This window comes from Microbacterium dauci (assembly GCF_030065535.1).
Lineage (GTDB): Bacteria > Actinomycetota > Actinomycetes > Actinomycetales > Microbacteriaceae > Microbacterium > Microbacterium dauci.
The window spans coordinates 197,029-211,790 of the sequence record NZ_JASJND010000005.1 but is presented as its reverse complement, the minus strand read 5'-3'; the positions used below and the strand labels follow the sequence as shown (position 1 = coordinate 211,790).

Below are 14,762 nucleotides of genomic sequence, written 5' to 3'. Positions count from 1 at the left end.
CCCTGGTTACACTTGCGGCGGAGCGTGGGTATGCAGACATTCGTGAGCCGGTGGGCCGACAGCCAGCTCATCGGCACGCGCACGCGCTCGGTGTGGCAGTGGCAGCTGATCTTCACGTTCAGCGTGGTCGCGATCGCCGTCGTCATCGCGATCCTCGACGAGACGATCATCACGCACTGGGCGTTCCTGCTCGGCATCGGTCTGATCGTCGCGGCATCCACCGTCTCGCTCGTCACCCCGTGGGCGCAGTACCCGAAGGGCGTGGCACTCACGCTGCCCATCGTCGACATCATCGGCGTCGGCCTCATGGCCGTCAGCGAGTCGAACCTCGGCTATCTCTGGGTGTTCCCGATCGCCTGGATCTCGACGTACTACAGCACACGTGAGCTGATCGGCGCGCTGGCCGTCACCGGCTTCATGAATCTCGTCGACACATGGCCGCGCGGGTACTCCGCCGCGGTCATCCTCGAGCTGCTCATCGTGCTGCTGGCGCTCGCATTCCTCGGCATCACGATCATCGTCGGCGCGCGTCGCACGCGGGCCTTCCGCCACCTCACCCGGCGCCAGGCCGAGCGACTCGATCGCACCCTCCGTCGCGTGCAGTCTGCCGAGACGCGGGCAGTCGCCGTCTTCGACTCGATCTCGGTCGCCCTCGCGCGCGTCTCGGCCAGCGGTGAACTCGTCGCCGCCAACACCAGCTATCGCGCCCTGTACGCGATGGACCCTCGCGACCTGCACTTCTCGGCGGCCGGCGCCGTCGAATACACCGACTACCGGGGCACCGCCGTCCCCGCGAGCGAGACCTCGCTCGCACGCGCCGCGCGCGGCGAGCTCGTCGAGGGCGAACAGCTCTGGCTCTTCGACCGCACCGGCGCCTGGCGGACGATGGGCATGTCGATCACCGCGGCACAGCCCAACTCGCTCGGCGAGCAGACCTTCCTCATCGAGCTCGAAGACCTCACCGCCGTGACCGACGCGCAGCGCGAGCAGCCCAACATCACGCGCGTCGTGTCGCACGAGCTCCGCAACCCGCTCACCGCGATCCTCGGTCACGCCGATCTGCTGCTCGAGAGCGACGGGCTCACCCGGTCGCAGCGCGACCATCTCGAGGTCATCGAGTCGGCGAGCGAGCGGATGCTGACGCTCATCCAGGGGCTGCTCAACCAGACTCGCGACGCCGACAACGCCCGCACCGTCTTCGACCTGGGCCACGTGCTCGCGGCATCCGTCGAAGCATTCACGCCCGCCGCAGCGGCAGCGGCGATCACGATCCACGGCACGATCGTCGGGCCGCTCAACGTCGAGGGCGACGAATTCCGCCTGCGGCAGGTCATCGACAACATCGTGAGCAACGCGATCAAGTACACCGACCGTGGCACCGTCAGCGTCGACGCCAGGGCGGCGGGCAGCAGCATCGACATCGTGATCGGCGACGACGGCATCGGCATGACACCCGAAGACGTCGAGCGCATGTTCACGCCCTACTTCCGCGCGCAGAGCGTGCAGGACGACGGCATCACCGGCACCGGCCTCGGCATGGGCATCACGCGGGATATCGTCGAGAGCCATGGCGGTAACATCACCGTCGAGAGCGCACTCGGAAAAGGCACGACCGTCTCGATCTCGCTCCCTCTCGTCCCGACGACCCCCGAAGGGCCTACGCCGTGAACACCGTCGACGTCACGACCGTCCTCGTCGCGCTCGCGACGACGTGCACGATCGTGATGATCGGCCTCGGGTTCCTGCCCTTCCCGTCGCGGCACGCCTCGATCTGGTCGGGCGCGTTCGCCACCGCGATGGTCGCGACCTACCTGCTCGTCACCGCTGACACGATCGATTCGACGATCCTCCGCGCTGCCGCCAACGGTCCGATCCTCTGCGCGACCGGTCTGCTCTGGGTCGGCCTTCGCGCCCGCCGCGGACGCGAGCCGGTCATGCTCTTCCCGGTGATCGGCGTCTTCACCGTGTTCACGGTGCTGCTCGCGCTGACCGCGACGACGGAGTGGTACGGGCTCGTGTTCCGGCTCGGCTTCGCCGTCGGTGGACTCTGCTCGGCCCTCGCCGCCGTCGAACTCACCCGCATCGAGAAGTCGCTGCGCGACCTCGCCCTGCCGACCATCGTGGCGACGCTCGCCTTCGCGGGCCTCACCGTCATGCTGCTCGTCGACGGCGCCGTCCGCCTCATCGAAGGCGACGGCGGGCAGAGCGAGGCCGAACTCATTGCCCTTCGGTCGATGAACGAGCTCGTCGCCGGCATCTATCTCGTGTGCGCGCTCATCACGCTGCTGGCGATCACGCGAGGCGGCGACGCCCCGTCGTCGAAGGCGTCCGACCTCAGCGACTTCCGTGTCGTCGCGCAAGACCGCCTCGACCGCGCGAAGGCGTCGGGCGACCAGTGGTGGTCGATCATCGACGTGCGACTCGACGACCCGAGCGAACTCCTCGAGGCCTCGAGCGGCCGCGCGTTCGACCGCGTGACATCGCGCTTCGCCGACGACATCCGCTCCGTCATGCCGCCTGAGGCCGACATCCACGCCCTTTCGCCCACCCAGTTCGTCATCCTGTTGCCGCGCCAGGACACCGCGGTGCGAGCGATCCTCTCCCGCCTCCTCGAGCGCATCGCGACGGTCACCGACCAGCAGGCGATCCCGGTGCGCCTCTCCGCCAGCATCGGCGTCGCAGCGGCCCCGCTCGCCGACTACGACCTCACCCGACTCTGCGCATCGGCCGCCGACGCCGCCGCGCACGCGCAGGTCTCGGGCGGCGACCGCTGGGAGCGCGCCGTCTTCGCCAGCTGAGGCGACACGCGACCGAACCATGCCTCAGCACGTCCTGCCCGCACCGGCCCGCACGGCCGGACGCATCTTCGCCTGGATCCTCGGCGCCGTGCTCCTGCTCGCCGTCGTCGCCGCGGGGTGGATCGGGGTCCGCGGCGTGCTCGCCGCGAACCACCTGCTCGCCGCGCAGGCCCTCGTCGAAGACATCGCGACCGACCTCGACAACCTGGCCGACGCCGAGGCCGTCACCGCCCAGCTCACCGAGCACAGCGGCAGCGCACGCGAGCTGACGAGCGATCCGGTCTGGCAGACGGCCTCGGGCCTGCCCTGGGTCGGCCCGCAGCTCGCCGCCGTCGCCTCGGTCGCCGCCGGTGTCGACGACATCGCGACCGGCACCGTCGCCCCGCTTGCGGCATCCGCCGACGGACTCACCGCGAACGCTTTCCTCCCCGCCGACGGGCGCATCGACACGGCCGCGTTCGCGAGCTTCGCCGAACCCGCCGCGCAGGCTGCCGAGAACACCGCGAAGGTGCTCGCCGATGTCACGGCGATCGACCGCACCCCGCTCGCCGCCCCGCTCGCCGAGATCGTCGCCGAGTTCGAGACGCTCGTGGGCGACGCGGCCACGACGACCGACTCGATCGCCCGCGCTGCCCTCCTGCTGCCCCCGATGCTCGGTGCCGACGGCCCGAGGCAGCACTTGCTCATCACCCAGAACAACGCCGAGTGGCGGTCGCTGGGCGGCATCGCGGGCGCGACGTCGGTGATCCGGACGGATGCCGGTGCGGTCACCTTCGCCGAACACCTCTCGACAGCCGACTACTCGTCGTACCCGACCTCGGTGCTCGACCTGGGCGACTACGGCCCCATCTACAGCCAGAAGCCGGGACGCTTCATCCACAACGTGACCCAGGTACCCGACTTCGCCCTCACCGGCGCGCTCGCGGCCGAGCTCGCGGCGCGTGAGGGCGTCGAGGTGTCGAGCGTGATCTCGACCGACCCCGTCGCGCTGTCGTACCTGCTCGCGGCCACGGGACCGGTGCAGCTGCCCAGCGGCGACACCCTCACGGCAGACAACGCCGTGCAGCTCCTGCTCAACGAGGTGTATCTGCGCTACGAAGACCCGCAGATGCAGGACGCGTTCTTCGCGTCGGCAGCCGCGGCGGTGTTCGAGGCGCTCACGACCGGCGCCACCGACCCGACCGCGCTGCTCGGCGCGCTCGCCCGAGCCGGCGACGAACACCGGCTGCTGCTGTGGAGCGCCGACGAGGCCGAGCAGGCGCTCCTCGCCGAGACGACCCTCGCCGGCGCACCGCCGGTCTCGGATTCGAGCGTCGCCCGCCTCGGCGTGTACCTCAACGACGGCACCGGCTCGAAGATGGACTTCTACATGGCCCCCGACGTCTCACTGACGTGGTCGGGGTGCACCGCCGGTCCGCGCACGCTCGACGTGAAGATCACGCTCCAGAACGACGCTCCCGCCGACGCCGCGACGTCGCTCCCCGCGTACATCACCGGCGACGGCGCCTTCGGCGTCGAAGCGGGCCTCGTCCGCACCGTCGGCGAGGTGTACATCCCCGAGGGCTTCGAGGTGGTCTCGAGCGCGAACTCGAACGGCTCCGGCTTCGGCGGCGGGCTCGTCGACGGCAGGCAGGTGCTCTCGTACACACTCGACACCACGTCCGGCGAGACCGGCGAGATCCTGATCTCGCTCCGCACGACCGCAGACGTCCCCCGAGCCGAAGCGTGGGTCACCCCCACCGCCGATGCGGCGCTGTTCCCCGTCGTCGACGCCACGTGCGGATAAGCGGCCGGGCTGCGGGGACTGACCCGATCTGCAGGTAAGCTCGCCGTACCCCACTCGACGGAAAGCCCCATCATGCGTCGGACCCTGCTCGCGATCTGCGTCGCCATCGTCAGCGCCGCGCTGCTCGTCGCCGCGCCCGCAGCGGCATCCGCAGCCACCCTCTACCCGCCCGTCGACGCCTGCACGACCGGCAGCGACGACTTCAGCCCCGGCAGCACCGTCGGCTTCGACTGCGAAGCCGGGACGTTCACGCCGGGCGAGCGCATCACGATCACCGTCACCGGTGAGCGCGGCGACCAGGTGACCTTCGCGACCGTCCGCACCGACATCACGACCGCGAGCGTCGTGCGCACGGCAGACGCCGACGGCGCCCTCGGCACCCTCGAGATCGTGCTGCCCGACGACGCCCGCGGCGTCTATAACATCGCCGCGGTCTCACCGACCTCGGCCGGCGGCACGGCGAGCGCCGTGATCGACACGTCCGCCGAGGGAGTCCTCCCCATCAGCGGCTTCGACGGCAACCAGCTGCTCGGGCTCTGGGTCGGCGGCGGTGCACTCGTCTTCGCCGGACTCGTCGTCGTCGGCGCGGCCGCCTACCGGCGTCATCGCGATGCGACGGACGACTGAGCTCAGGCCGCGAACGGCTTCTTGCGACTGAACGGCTTCGCGGTCACGAGGATCGGCAGATGGTCGCTCGCCCCCTGCGGCAGCGTCGTCACCTGCGAGATCTCGAACCCGCTCGATGTCGCGAAGTCGTAGTGCCCGCGGAAGAACTTGTACCGCGTGTAGGTGCGCGCATCACTCAGGCTCAGCTCGTACCCGCTCTCGCGCACCACCTGGCCGAGGTTCTCTTTGAACACCGGGTAGTTGAAGTCGCCGACCATCAGGATCGGGTCACCCTTGCCGAGAGTCGACAGCTCTTTCAGCGCGGCACGGATCTGGTGGCGGCGCAGCGAATTGAGCGCCGTGAGTGGCGCCGCATGGAACGACGCGACGATGAAGTCGGTGCCGTCGTCGATGTCGCGCAGTTGCAGCCCCAGCATCCGCTCGTCCGCAGGCTTGAGCACGATGTCGTGCAGTGACTTCTTCAGGGAGAAGGTGCGACTCTCGCCCGCTTTGAACCCGTTCTCGCGGTAGTAGATCGCCAGGCCGAGACGGTTCTGCCGCGTGGCATCCGCCAGCACCAGACCGCCGATCCGGTCGGGCATATCGGTCGTGTCGACTTCTTGCAGACACAGCACATCGACGTCGTGCCGGTGGACCAGCTCGACCAGTTCCCCCGCCGCAGCATGCTTGCGGAGGTTGTACGAGACGACAGTGATCATCAGGCATCAGCCTATGACTAGAGTGCAAGAGTGGCTCCCAGGAAGCAGCTGCGGAAGCCCCCGGCCCGCATCGTCGTTCCCATCGCGATCGTCGCGGCGCTCGTCGTCGTCATCGTCGCGATCGGCGTCGTCGGCAACCTCTTGACCCGAGGGTTCCACATCCTCACCGCCCAACCGCCCAGCGCCGGCACCACCTTCGTCGCCCCCGAGCAGTCCAAGGCGAGCATCGCCCTCGACAAGGGACTGACCGGCGACGAGGCGGCCGCAGCTGAGTACCTCGCCGCCCAGCCCACCGCCTACTGGCTGACGCCCGAAGTCGACCCCATCGGCACCGCAGGCGACACCGTGCTCGACCTCGTTACCCAAGCGAAGGATGCCGGAGCGTCACTCGCGATCGTCATCTACGGCCTGCCGGGTCGTGATTGCGGCAACCACTCGGCGGGCGGGCTCTCCGAGTCGGACTACCCGCAGTGGCTCGACGAGATCGGCCGCGCCCTCGACACCGCGCCCGACCTGCAGAAGATCGTCATCCTCGAGCCCGACAGCATCGCCCTCGCCCCCGACTGCGGCAACATCGCCGACCGGGCGCGGCAGCTCTCCGCCGCCGTCGACGAGCTGACCGCGCCGGGCACCTGGATCTACGTCGACGGCGGCCACTCCAACTGGCTCGGCGCCGACCGCATGGCGCAGCTCATCCGCGAGACCGGCGTGGTCGGCAAGGTGCGCGGCTTCGCGACGAACGTCTCGAACTATCAGTCCACGACCGACGAGTTCGAGTACGCCGCGCAACTGTCGTCGATGCTCGACGGCGCCCACGCGATCGTCGACACGTCGCGCAACGGCTCCGCCACCTCGGGCGGCGAGTGGTGCAACCCGCCGTGGCAGAAGGTCGGCGAACCGAGCGGCACGTACGGCGACGGGGTCGTCGACACCAACCTCTGGATCAAGCCGCCCGGAGAGAGCGACGGCGAGTGCAACGGCGGCCCCATCGCGGGCGCGTTCTGGCCGAACGCGGCCGTCGACCTCACCCGCGACGTCCGCTGACCCCGCGGCGTCCGCCCGCCTGGCGTTCAGGTGGCACCACACGCCGCAAACCCGCCCGAAACCGACAACAACTGCCACTCGAGCGCGCTGGCGGGAGCCGCCTCGCGCGCTGTGTAGCATGAGTTCCGACCTCTATCACAAGCCGCTGGGAGTCGATGTTGATGAGTGATGCGAGCACGCTGCACAAGACAGCGGTGATCGTCGAGGACGACCCCGACATCCGTCACCTGATCGTCGAAGTCCTCGAAGCGGCCGGGTTCTCGACCGTCTCGGTCGGCAACGGCATCGACGGCGTGCGCGCCGTGCTCTCGTACCAGCCGCTCATCACGACGCTCGACGTGAACATGCCCGGGATCGACGGATTCGAGGCGGCACGCCGCATCCGCGCGCAGAGCGACACCTACATCATCATGATCACCGGCCTCGAAGAAGAGGCCGACGTGGTGCTCGGTCTCGGCGCCGGCGCAGACGAGTACGTCGTGAAGCCGTTCCGCCCGCGCGAGCTCCGCGCCCGCGTCGAGTCGCTGCTGCGACGTCCGCGCGGCGGCGGCGCACCGGCTGCGGCGCAGCCCACCGCTCCTCGACAAGAGGCTGCCGGCCCGTCGTTCCCGAATGCCCGCCCCGCCGAGGCCGACCTGGCACCGACCACGCCGGTCTTCGACGAGCGGATCATGACCCCGGTCTACCCGCCGTCGCAGCCGACCACCCCGGCGCCGCAGTCCGCGCCGGTCCAGCCGTACATCGTGCCGCAGGGCGCGCCGATGGGCGGCCCGCAGAACGGGCTCGTGCCCGCGGGCTACCACCCCGGCAACGCGGTCGCTCCGGTCTCGAACACGCCCCCGGTCGGCGGCCCCGGCTGGGCCATCCACCGCGACCTCGCCGTCCACGCCGAGCACCGCGTCGTGCTGGTCGCAGGCCGCGAGCTCACCCTCACGCGCACCGAGTTCGACCTGCTGGCGACCCTCATGGAGTCCAAGCGCCGCGTCCGCAGCAAGGCCGACCTGACGCTCGTCCTGCGCGGGGAGTCGTATGTCACGAGCTACTTCGTCGGCGAGGCCGACAAGCGCGCCATCGAAGCGCACATGACGAACCTGCGCCGCAAGCTCGGCGACAACCCGAACAACCCGCGGTACATCGAAACCGTCCGCGGCGTCGGCTACCGCCTCACCTCCGAGACAGTCAACTCCGCCTGATCCTCCCGCGTCGAGCGGATGCCGCGCCGCGGCATCCGCCATCACGAAACCCCCAGCTCGATGAGCCGGGGGTTTCGCTTCGGGTGGCCTGTGGGTCAGACCTTGTACCCCTGGTGTCGCTGGAACAGTTTGAACGCCATCGTGAGCGTCTGGATGACCGTGACGATGCCGAGCACCGGCCAGCCGACCCACAGGATCGCCGACTGCGTGACGGGGTCGAGCAGGTTCCAGATCACCGCCATGCCGATGGCGACGACGATGAGGATGATGAACGGCGCCCAGTGGCCGAGGCTCGCGCCACCCTTCTCGGCGCGCGCCTGGAGCGCCCAGTTGTCGACCTTCTTCTTCGACAGGAAGCGGCTCCACGAACGGATGAAGTGGCTGATGCGGATCCACATGAAGATCTCGGCCGGGAACAACAGCACCGCGAACGCGACGTCACGCGAGTTGGACTTCTCCATCGCGCGGGCCATGCGGTAGTTCAGCGCGGCCGCGACGAGCGGCGGGATCAGCCACCATGCCGAGAACACGAACGCGTTGATCGACAGCGACGCGACGAGCAGCGTGATGAACACGACGCGCACGAAGAGGTTCGTCAGCATCGAGAACTGCTCGAACCAGCGCAGGCGCAGGTTCGGGTGGAAGGGCTGCCCCTTCGTGTCGCCTCGCTGACCGGGCCACATGAGCTCGATGGCGCCGTACGTCCACTTCACCTGCTGGGCGTCGTAGCCCTTCAGGGTCGTCATGCCACCCACGTCGGCCCGAGCGAACGGGCTGATCTTAGTGAGGTAACCGGCCGACTTGATCTGCAGCGAGAGCAGCGAGTCCTCGACCTCGGAGTCCTTGACCCACGGCGAGTTCTGGTGGTTCGCCTTCATGACGTCGCGGAGCGCGGTCGTCGAGAAGATCGAGAACTGCCCCCCGAGCACCGCCATGTTGCGGCCGCGCAGCAGGTTCTGCATGTTGAACGCCGCGAACTGCGTGCGCTGGCCGGTGATGAGCCACTTGGCGATGAAGCCCTTGATGGGCCGGTCGTCGATCGTGTAGATCGCCGAGATGCCACCGATGCGCGAGTCCGAGACCGCCTCGTTCTCGAGGTACTCGACCGCGCGGCGGTCGGCCGTCGTGTCACCGTCGACGCCCAGCAGGTAGTCGTAGCCCTCGACGAGCGCGTAGCCGTAGTTGAGCGCGCCGACCTTCTTGTCGGGGTTCTTGCCGATGTCGTGCACGAACACCTCGGTGAACTGCAGCCCGAGCTCGGTGGTGACCTCGTGCGGCCCCGAGAACTCCGAGGCGATCGACACCGTGGCATCCGAGGTGTTGTTCACGACGACATGGATGACGTCGGGCACCCGGCTCTGCTCGAGGAGCGAGCGGATGACGTCGGCGATCGACTCTTCCTCGTTGTAGGCGGGGACGATGCAGCCGATGGTCGAGCGGTGCACCGAGGTGCTCTCGAGCACCGACGAGAAGTCATCGGCGAACTCATCGACCGGCACCAGGCCCGCGGACGCGCCGTACGGGTCGGCGAAGGGATCGGCGTACGGGTCAGCGCCGCCCTGCTGGTAGTCGGCGGTGTCCTGCCAGCCCTGCTGCGGGGCTTCCTGCCAGCCGCCGACAGGCGCTGCCTGCCACTGGGGTTCGCCCTGCTGCCACTGCTGCTGCGCCTGCGGCGCGGGCTGCCACTGCTGGCCCGCCCACTGCTGCTGACCGTACTCGGGCTGCCACTGCGCGCCGGTGTGGCTCGACTGCCACTGCGGCGCGGGCTGCCAGCCCTGCGGGCCGGGAGGGTTGGGACTCGTCACGTCTGATCCTTCTGCGGAACGTCGACTCGGATGCTACGGGTGATCAGGTTCACGGCTGCGAGGGGCCGCCGGTGCCGCCGGTGACCGTCCACCCTCCGTTGGAGGTCTCCTCTTCAGAGTCCTCCGCGCTCGCATCATCGGACCACCCGTCGGTGGCATCAGTGGACTCGGTAGTCCGAGGATAGATCGCAATCGGGATCACGGGGTAGATCGTCTGCTGGGCGAAGCTCGAGGCGGTGTTCGCCTCACCCTCCACCCACACGTCGAGGGCGAACTGCAGCGTGATGCCGTATGTGTCGGGCGGGAGCTGGTTGATCGTCGTCTCGGGAACGAGCAGCCCGCCCTGGTAGCTGTTGATGAGCAGCCCCTTGCTGGAGCGGATCGTGTCGGTGGGCACGAGCGTGCGCGGGTCGGCGCTGAACTGGAACGGCGAGCTCACCTGGTTCGACGTCTGCGCGGTCTGCGAGCTGATGCTCACGTTCGAGAGGAAGACGCGCCGCTTCTGCTTGAGCACGGCCTTCTCGTCGACACGGCGATCGTGGACGTTGACGGCGAAGCCGAAGGTCTTGGGCGCATCGGCGTACCACTCGCGCGTGCGCTTGGAATCGACGGCCCAGAAGTCGAGGATCACATCGAGTCCGTCCGAGATCTCGTACGTCATCTGCACCGAGCCGTCGTACGTGAACTGCGAGTCGAACGGCATCTCGACGGCGCCGTCGATCGGCGTCGCGGACGGCGTCGGTTCGCTCTGGCCGGGGCTCGAGATCGAGTTGAACGCCTCGACGACCTGCGCGCAGCCGGTGAGCGACAGGGCGCCGGCGGTGAATGCCGCGACAACGGCCAGCCGCGCGCGGCGAGAGAAGCGGAGAGTCATGAGCGGACCTCGATCATCGAAGGGCTTGTTGCAAGGAAGAGGGGACCGGCGGCGGGGTTCGGGTCACCGCCGCCGGTAGCACCCTTTCAATGTAGGAGAGGAACGGCCGCGATCGGCGTGGATTCGGGGAGCCTCGCGGCGGTCTTTACCTCGCGTTGAGGTTCTTGAGGTTGCGTTGAGGTGAACTGCAGGCGTCTCAGCCTTCGGTTTCCTCAGTTTCCTCGGGCTCGTCGTCGGCGGCAGGCTGCGCGATCGCGACGGTCACCGTGTCGGTGGCCGTCTGCTTCGCGAACTGCTTCGACGTCGGGGTCGTCTGCACGAGGTAGTCGTACGTGAACTGCAGGGTCACGAACGTCGCCTCGGCGGGCACCTGGCCGACGTTGAACGTCTGCGAGTAGCTGTACGGGTTCCGCACCAGGTAGCCGGGCGTACTGGTGAGCGTCGACTCGTCCACCTGGGGGCTCAGCGGCGGGAACGACTCGGTGGCGTTGCCGGGCACGGCGACCATCGTGGCCTTCTGCAGATAGACGTCCTGGCCGTCGTTCGGCGTGACGCGGGTCACCATCGAGATGCTCACCGGCTTGAGTGCGCTCGCTGTCCAGAGGTCCATCCGCAGCGTCGACCAGTAGTTGATCCGAGCGGTCACCGAGCCGGCGGTGATGCGACGCTCGGTCGAGCCGCTCGAGAGATCGTTGGGCACCGGCGGCGCGACATCCTCGGTCGGCGTGACAGCTGCCGGTTCGGTCACGGTCGGGGTCGGGCTCTGCAACGCCCACGGCGAGGGACCGCACCCGGTCAGCACGACGATCGCCAGGCCGGTGGCGACGGATGCCGCGGCGAGGCGGGACGAACGAATGTCGAGGCGCCGCATGATGTCCCCTCTCCACGGCAGTGCTGTCATCCTACGGCTCGGGGCCACCTGCGGCCGCCTTCGACGGCGTCGCGACGCCGCCAAGAGTTAACCTGTGCGAAACGGCGTCGACTTGCTCAACCTGAGCAAATGCTGAATACTTTGAGGAGTCCAATCGACGGGGGCGCCGATCCGGACATGGTTCCCTCTGGGGTTTTGGGTTTTTCTTGGGGACTGTACTGCGTCGGCGGCCCGACTCACGACGACCGAAAGCAGTCACATGAAGAACAAAATCAGCAAGGCAGCGGCGGCTCTCGCCATTGCTGCAGCGGCGGTCTTCGCGGCGCCGGCCGTCGCGAGTGCCTACACGCCTGTCGCGCCCGGCGGAACGGTTTCCGTCGAGCCCGGCCAGCCCATCACCCTGTTCATCGACCAGTCGGCACTTCCGGCCGCAGACACCCGCGTCATCTTCACGTTCACCGGTGAGGGCGTCACGGGCGCCAACATCGCGATCGTGAAGACGGCAGTCACGTCGGCGTCGGTCACCAAGCCGCGCGGCTCGAGCGTCACCGTGACCGTCCCCGCAGACGGCTTCGGCGACTACTCGCTGGTCGCGACCGGTGCCACCAGTGGCACCGCGCTTCCCCCGCTCGCAATCGCCCTCCCGGGCGGCGGCGCCGGTGGTGACGGTGGCGACGACGGGTCGGCAGCAGGCGGCGACGGCGAAGGCCTGCCCGACACCGGTTTCGCGGGCGAGACGCTCCTCGGCCTCTGGGTCGGCGGCGGCATCCTCGTCCTCGCCGGTGCGAGCATCGCGGTCGCCACCTCGGTGCGCCGCGCGCGTCAGACGGCGTAAGCACTCACGACAGCACAGCAGTGAAGGACCCCCGGGCTACCGCTCGGGGGTCCTTCCGCGTTACGGCGCGCGTCGGCGGATGCGGCCCGCGCACGATTGCAAAGGATCTGCGGCGACACCCCGCCACGCCCGCCCGCCGCACGGCGCGCCGCGCGGCATCCATTGCAATCGCGCACGCCATTCCCCGAGCGGATGCCACGGGGCGTGGTCCCGCTACTCCGCCGTGAGCTCCCGGCGTGCACGCGTCTGGTCGGCGCGCGCACCGAGCAGGTCGTCGGCCGGGTAGCCGACCTCGGTGAGGGTGAGCCCGCGGGCGGCGAGCACCTTCACCTGGTTGACGCGCTCGAGCCCGTCGCGGATCTCGGCGAGCCGCTCGATCTCGAGCCGCCCCTCCCCGACCGCGACGCATCCCCCGACGAGCGCGCGCACCATGCTGTGGCAGAACGCGTCGGCCTTCACGTGCGCGATGAGCGTGCCGGCATCGTCGCGCCGCCAGTCGTACTCGAGGAGCGTCCGAATCGTCGTCGCCTCTTCGCGCGGCTTGCAGTACGCCGCGAAGTCATGGAGCCCGCGCAGGCTGCGCGCCGCGGCATCCATCCGCTCCACATCCAGCTCGGCGTTCACGAACGTCGTGTGCGCCCGAGCCAGCGGGTCGTACCCCGTCGACCGGTCGGCGAGGCGGTACTCGTAGCGCCGCCACACCGCCGAGAAGCGCGCGTCGAAACCCTGCGGCGCGACGCCGACGCGGTGCACGGCCACGTCGGGGTACTGGCCGAGCACGCCGTTCAGCCGCGCGGCGAGCGCAGCCGGCTCAGGGTTGCGGCCGACCGCGAGGCGGTGCTGCTGGGCGTCGGTCAGATCGAGGTGCGCGACCTGGCCGGATGCGTGCACACCGGCATCCGTCCGCCCTGCGACGACGAGCCGCGGGTCACCGCCGAGGATCCGCACGATCGCGGCTTCGAGCGTGCCCTGCACCGTCCGCAGCCCCGGCTGCCGGGCCCAGCCGCGAAAGTCGGTGCCGTCATAGGCGAGGTCGATCCGCAGGCGCACGCGCTCAGCCTATCCGCCGGCGTCTCCCCCGCCCCGCGGTCACAACGTCTCCATCCCCGAGCGGATGCCGCAATGCAACCGGTCACATCGGCTCCCGCTCGTCAGATTGGCGTCGTTGTGCACGCCACCGACTCGAGGCCGCGGCACCGTCCGCTCCGCGACCCCGCGTGCACAACTCCTCAACAATTGCGCGGATGCCGCCGTGTAACCGGTCTCACTGCCCAGATCACACCGAACGTGAGGAGTTGTAAACGCCGCCTGCGGACGGCGCCTCGACTCACACCAGCCGGTCGACCTCGGCGCGGGTCGGCGGGTCGGCGCCAGGCCGTGACACGGTCACGCCGGCGGTGACGGCCGCGCGGCGCAGCGCGCGCTCGAGCGCCGCGTCGTCGCCCGAGAGCAGCCCAGGGTCATCGACCGCGCTGACGATGAGGCTCGCCATGAAGGCGTCACCCGCGCCGATCGTGTCGGCGACGTCGACCCGCAGCGGCTCGGCCGCCACGACGCCGCCGGCACTCAGCGCGAGCGCACCCGCCGCGCCGCGGGTCATCACCACGACGCGCGGTCCGAACGCCGCGACGCGCGCGAGCACGTCCGCCGCCGCGACGCCGGGGTAGAGCGCCTCGGCGTCCTCGTCGCTGAGCTTGACCACGGATGCCGCGGCGAACGCGCGCTCCGAGATCGCGACCGCGTCGTCACCGACGAGGGCGGGCCGGATGTTGGGGTCGACGGTCACGATCGCGCCCGCTCGCTGTGCGCGCTCGAGCCCCACGAGGACGGCCGACCCGCCGGGCTGCAGGAACAGCCCGATCGACCCGGCATGGACGACGGATGCCGCGTCGACGAGCGCCGACACCGCGTCGTCACCGAGCGACCAGTCGATCTGGAAGTCGTACTCGGCCGACCCGTCGGCGCGGATGCGGGCGCGGGCGGTCGACGTGGCGGCATCCGTCCACGACGCCTCGGCGATGCCAGCACCCGACGTCTCGACCTGCGCGGCGATGCGCCGCCCGCGGTCGTCGCGGCCGATCCGCGTGAGGAGCGTGGCCGCGACGCCTTGTCGCGCAACGCCGACGGCGACATTCGCGGGGCTGCCACCCACGTACTCGGCTCCGTCGACGATGTCGATCAGCGCTTCACCCAGCATCAGCACGGAGGTCATGGATGCCAGCTTGGCAGAA

13 protein-coding genes are annotated in these 14,762 nt (G+C 69.5%); 7 read left to right on the top strand and 6 right to left on the bottom strand.

The features are described from left to right. Positions 1 to 30 precede the first annotated feature (30 nt). From QNI14_RS08225 to QNI14_RS08210, 4 genes are all read left to right on the top strand, one after another. The gene (locus QNI14_RS08225; RefSeq protein ID WP_283716163.1) at positions 31 to 1,668 is read left to right on the top strand and encodes a sensor histidine kinase; all 1,638 of its coding nucleotides are present in this window, start codon (positions 31 to 33) and stop codon (positions 1,666 to 1,668) included. Continuing rightward, positions 1,665 to 2,798 carry a diguanylate cyclase domain-containing protein gene (locus tag QNI14_RS08220; RefSeq protein WP_283716057.1) on the top strand — a complete coding sequence of 378 codons (1,134 nt, stop codon included), beginning with the start codon at positions 1,665 to 1,667 and terminating at the stop codon, positions 2,796 to 2,798. Before QNI14_RS08225 ends, QNI14_RS08220 begins: the two co-directional genes overlap by 4 nt. Positions 2,799 to 2,817: 19 nt before the next feature. Then, positions 2,818 to 4,584 carry a DUF4012 domain-containing protein gene (locus tag QNI14_RS08215; RefSeq protein ID WP_283716056.1) on the top strand — a complete coding sequence of 589 codons (1,767 nt, stop codon included), beginning with the start codon at positions 2,818 to 2,820 and terminating at the stop codon, positions 4,582 to 4,584. 72 nt (positions 4,585 to 4,656) lie between these two features. After that, complete coding sequence (locus QNI14_RS08210; protein ID WP_283716055.1) at positions 4,657 to 5,211, top strand: cell wall protein; 555 nt, start codon at positions 4,657 to 4,659, stop codon at positions 5,209 to 5,211. Positions 5,212 to 5,213: 2 nt separating this feature from the next. Here the strand turns inward: QNI14_RS08210 and QNI14_RS08205 are convergent, their stop codons facing one another. Then, the gene (locus QNI14_RS08205; RefSeq protein WP_283716054.1) at positions 5,214 to 5,909 is read right to left on the bottom strand and encodes an endonuclease/exonuclease/phosphatase family protein; all 696 of its coding nucleotides are present in this window, start codon (positions 5,907 to 5,909) and stop codon (positions 5,214 to 5,216) included. Between the two features lie 30 nt (positions 5,910 to 5,939). Between QNI14_RS08205 and QNI14_RS08200 the strand changes: the two genes are divergently transcribed. Both QNI14_RS08200 and QNI14_RS08195 read left to right on the top strand, forming a co-directional pair. Beyond that, a complete protein-coding gene (locus QNI14_RS08200; RefSeq protein ID WP_283716053.1) occupies positions 5,940 to 6,953 on the top strand; it encodes a glycoside hydrolase family 6 protein in 1,014 nt (337 codons plus the stop codon). A 161-nt stretch (positions 6,954 to 7,114) separates the two neighbouring features. Then, positions 7,115 to 8,146, top strand: a complete 1,032-nt coding sequence (locus QNI14_RS08195; protein WP_283716051.1) for a response regulator transcription factor — start codon at positions 7,115 to 7,117, stop codon at positions 8,144 to 8,146. Between the two features lie 95 nt (positions 8,147 to 8,241). Here QNI14_RS08195 and QNI14_RS08190 read toward each other — a convergent pair whose 3' ends face one another. The 3 genes from QNI14_RS08190 to QNI14_RS08180 form a co-directional block, all read right to left on the bottom strand. Beyond that, positions 8,242 to 9,645, bottom strand: coding sequence for a glycosyltransferase family 2 protein (locus QNI14_RS08190; protein WP_430539263.1), 1,404 nt, complete (start codon positions 9,643 to 9,645; stop codon positions 8,242 to 8,244). 355 nt (positions 9,646 to 10,000) lie between these two features. After that, the gene (locus QNI14_RS08185; protein WP_283716048.1) at positions 10,001 to 10,825 is read right to left on the bottom strand and encodes a fructose 1,6-bisphosphatase; all 825 of its coding nucleotides are present in this window, start codon (positions 10,823 to 10,825) and stop codon (positions 10,001 to 10,003) included. 196 nt (positions 10,826 to 11,021) lie between these two features. After that, positions 11,022 to 11,696, bottom strand: coding sequence for a hypothetical protein (locus QNI14_RS08180; RefSeq protein ID WP_283716047.1), 675 nt, complete (start codon positions 11,694 to 11,696; stop codon positions 11,022 to 11,024). A gap of 259 nt (positions 11,697 to 11,955) precedes the next feature. Here QNI14_RS08180 and QNI14_RS08175 point away from each other — a divergent pair, with 259 nt between their 5' ends. Beyond that, positions 11,956 to 12,531, top strand: a complete 576-nt coding sequence (locus QNI14_RS08175; protein WP_283716046.1) for a hypothetical protein — start codon at positions 11,956 to 11,958, stop codon at positions 12,529 to 12,531. Between the two features lie 213 nt (positions 12,532 to 12,744). On the opposite strand, the gene truA is transcribed toward QNI14_RS08175, so the two are convergent. Both truA and QNI14_RS08165 read right to left on the bottom strand, forming a co-directional pair. Continuing rightward, positions 12,745 to 13,581: a tRNA pseudouridine(38-40) synthase TruA gene (gene truA / locus QNI14_RS08170; RefSeq protein ID WP_283716045.1), complete on the bottom strand. Its 837-nt coding sequence runs from the start codon at positions 13,579 to 13,581 to the stop codon at positions 12,745 to 12,747. A 277-nt stretch (positions 13,582 to 13,858) separates the two neighbouring features. Further along, positions 13,859 to 14,743 carry a PfkB family carbohydrate kinase gene (locus tag QNI14_RS08165; protein WP_283716044.1) on the bottom strand — a complete coding sequence of 295 codons (885 nt, stop codon included), beginning with the start codon at positions 14,741 to 14,743 and terminating at the stop codon, positions 13,859 to 13,861. Between the last annotated feature and the right edge of the window lie 19 nt (positions 14,744 to 14,762).

Bases quoted from the DNA above. Each gene is read 5' to 3' on its own strand.
- QNI14_RS08225 (WP_283716163.1), top strand. From the start codon at position 31: ATGCAGACATTCGTGAGCCGGTGGGCCGACAGCCAGCTCATCGGCACG.
- QNI14_RS08215 (WP_283716056.1), top strand. From the start codon at position 2,818: ATGCCTCAGCACGTCCTGCCCGCACCGGCCCGCACGGCCGGACGCATC.
- QNI14_RS08210 (WP_283716055.1), top strand. From the start codon at position 4,657: ATGCGTCGGACCCTGCTCGCGATCTGCGTCGCCATCGTCAGCGCCGCG.
- QNI14_RS08205 (WP_283716054.1), bottom strand. From the start codon at position 5,909: ATGATCACTGTCGTCTCGTACAACCTCCGCAAGCATGCTGCGGCGGGG.
- QNI14_RS08195 (WP_283716051.1), top strand. From the start codon at position 7,115: ATGAGTGATGCGAGCACGCTGCACAAGACAGCGGTGATCGTCGAGGAC.
- QNI14_RS08185 (WP_283716048.1), bottom strand. From the start codon at position 10,825: ATGACTCTCCGCTTCTCTCGCCGCGCGCGGCTGGCCGTTGTCGCGGCA.
- QNI14_RS08180 (WP_283716047.1), bottom strand. From the start codon at position 11,696: ATGCGGCGCCTCGACATTCGTTCGTCCCGCCTCGCCGCGGCATCCGTC.
- QNI14_RS08175 (WP_283716046.1), top strand. From the start codon at position 11,956: ATGAAGAACAAAATCAGCAAGGCAGCGGCGGCTCTCGCCATTGCTGCA.
- QNI14_RS08165 (WP_283716044.1), bottom strand. From the start codon at position 14,743: ATGACCTCCGTGCTGATGCTGGGTGAAGCGCTGATCGACATCGTCGAC.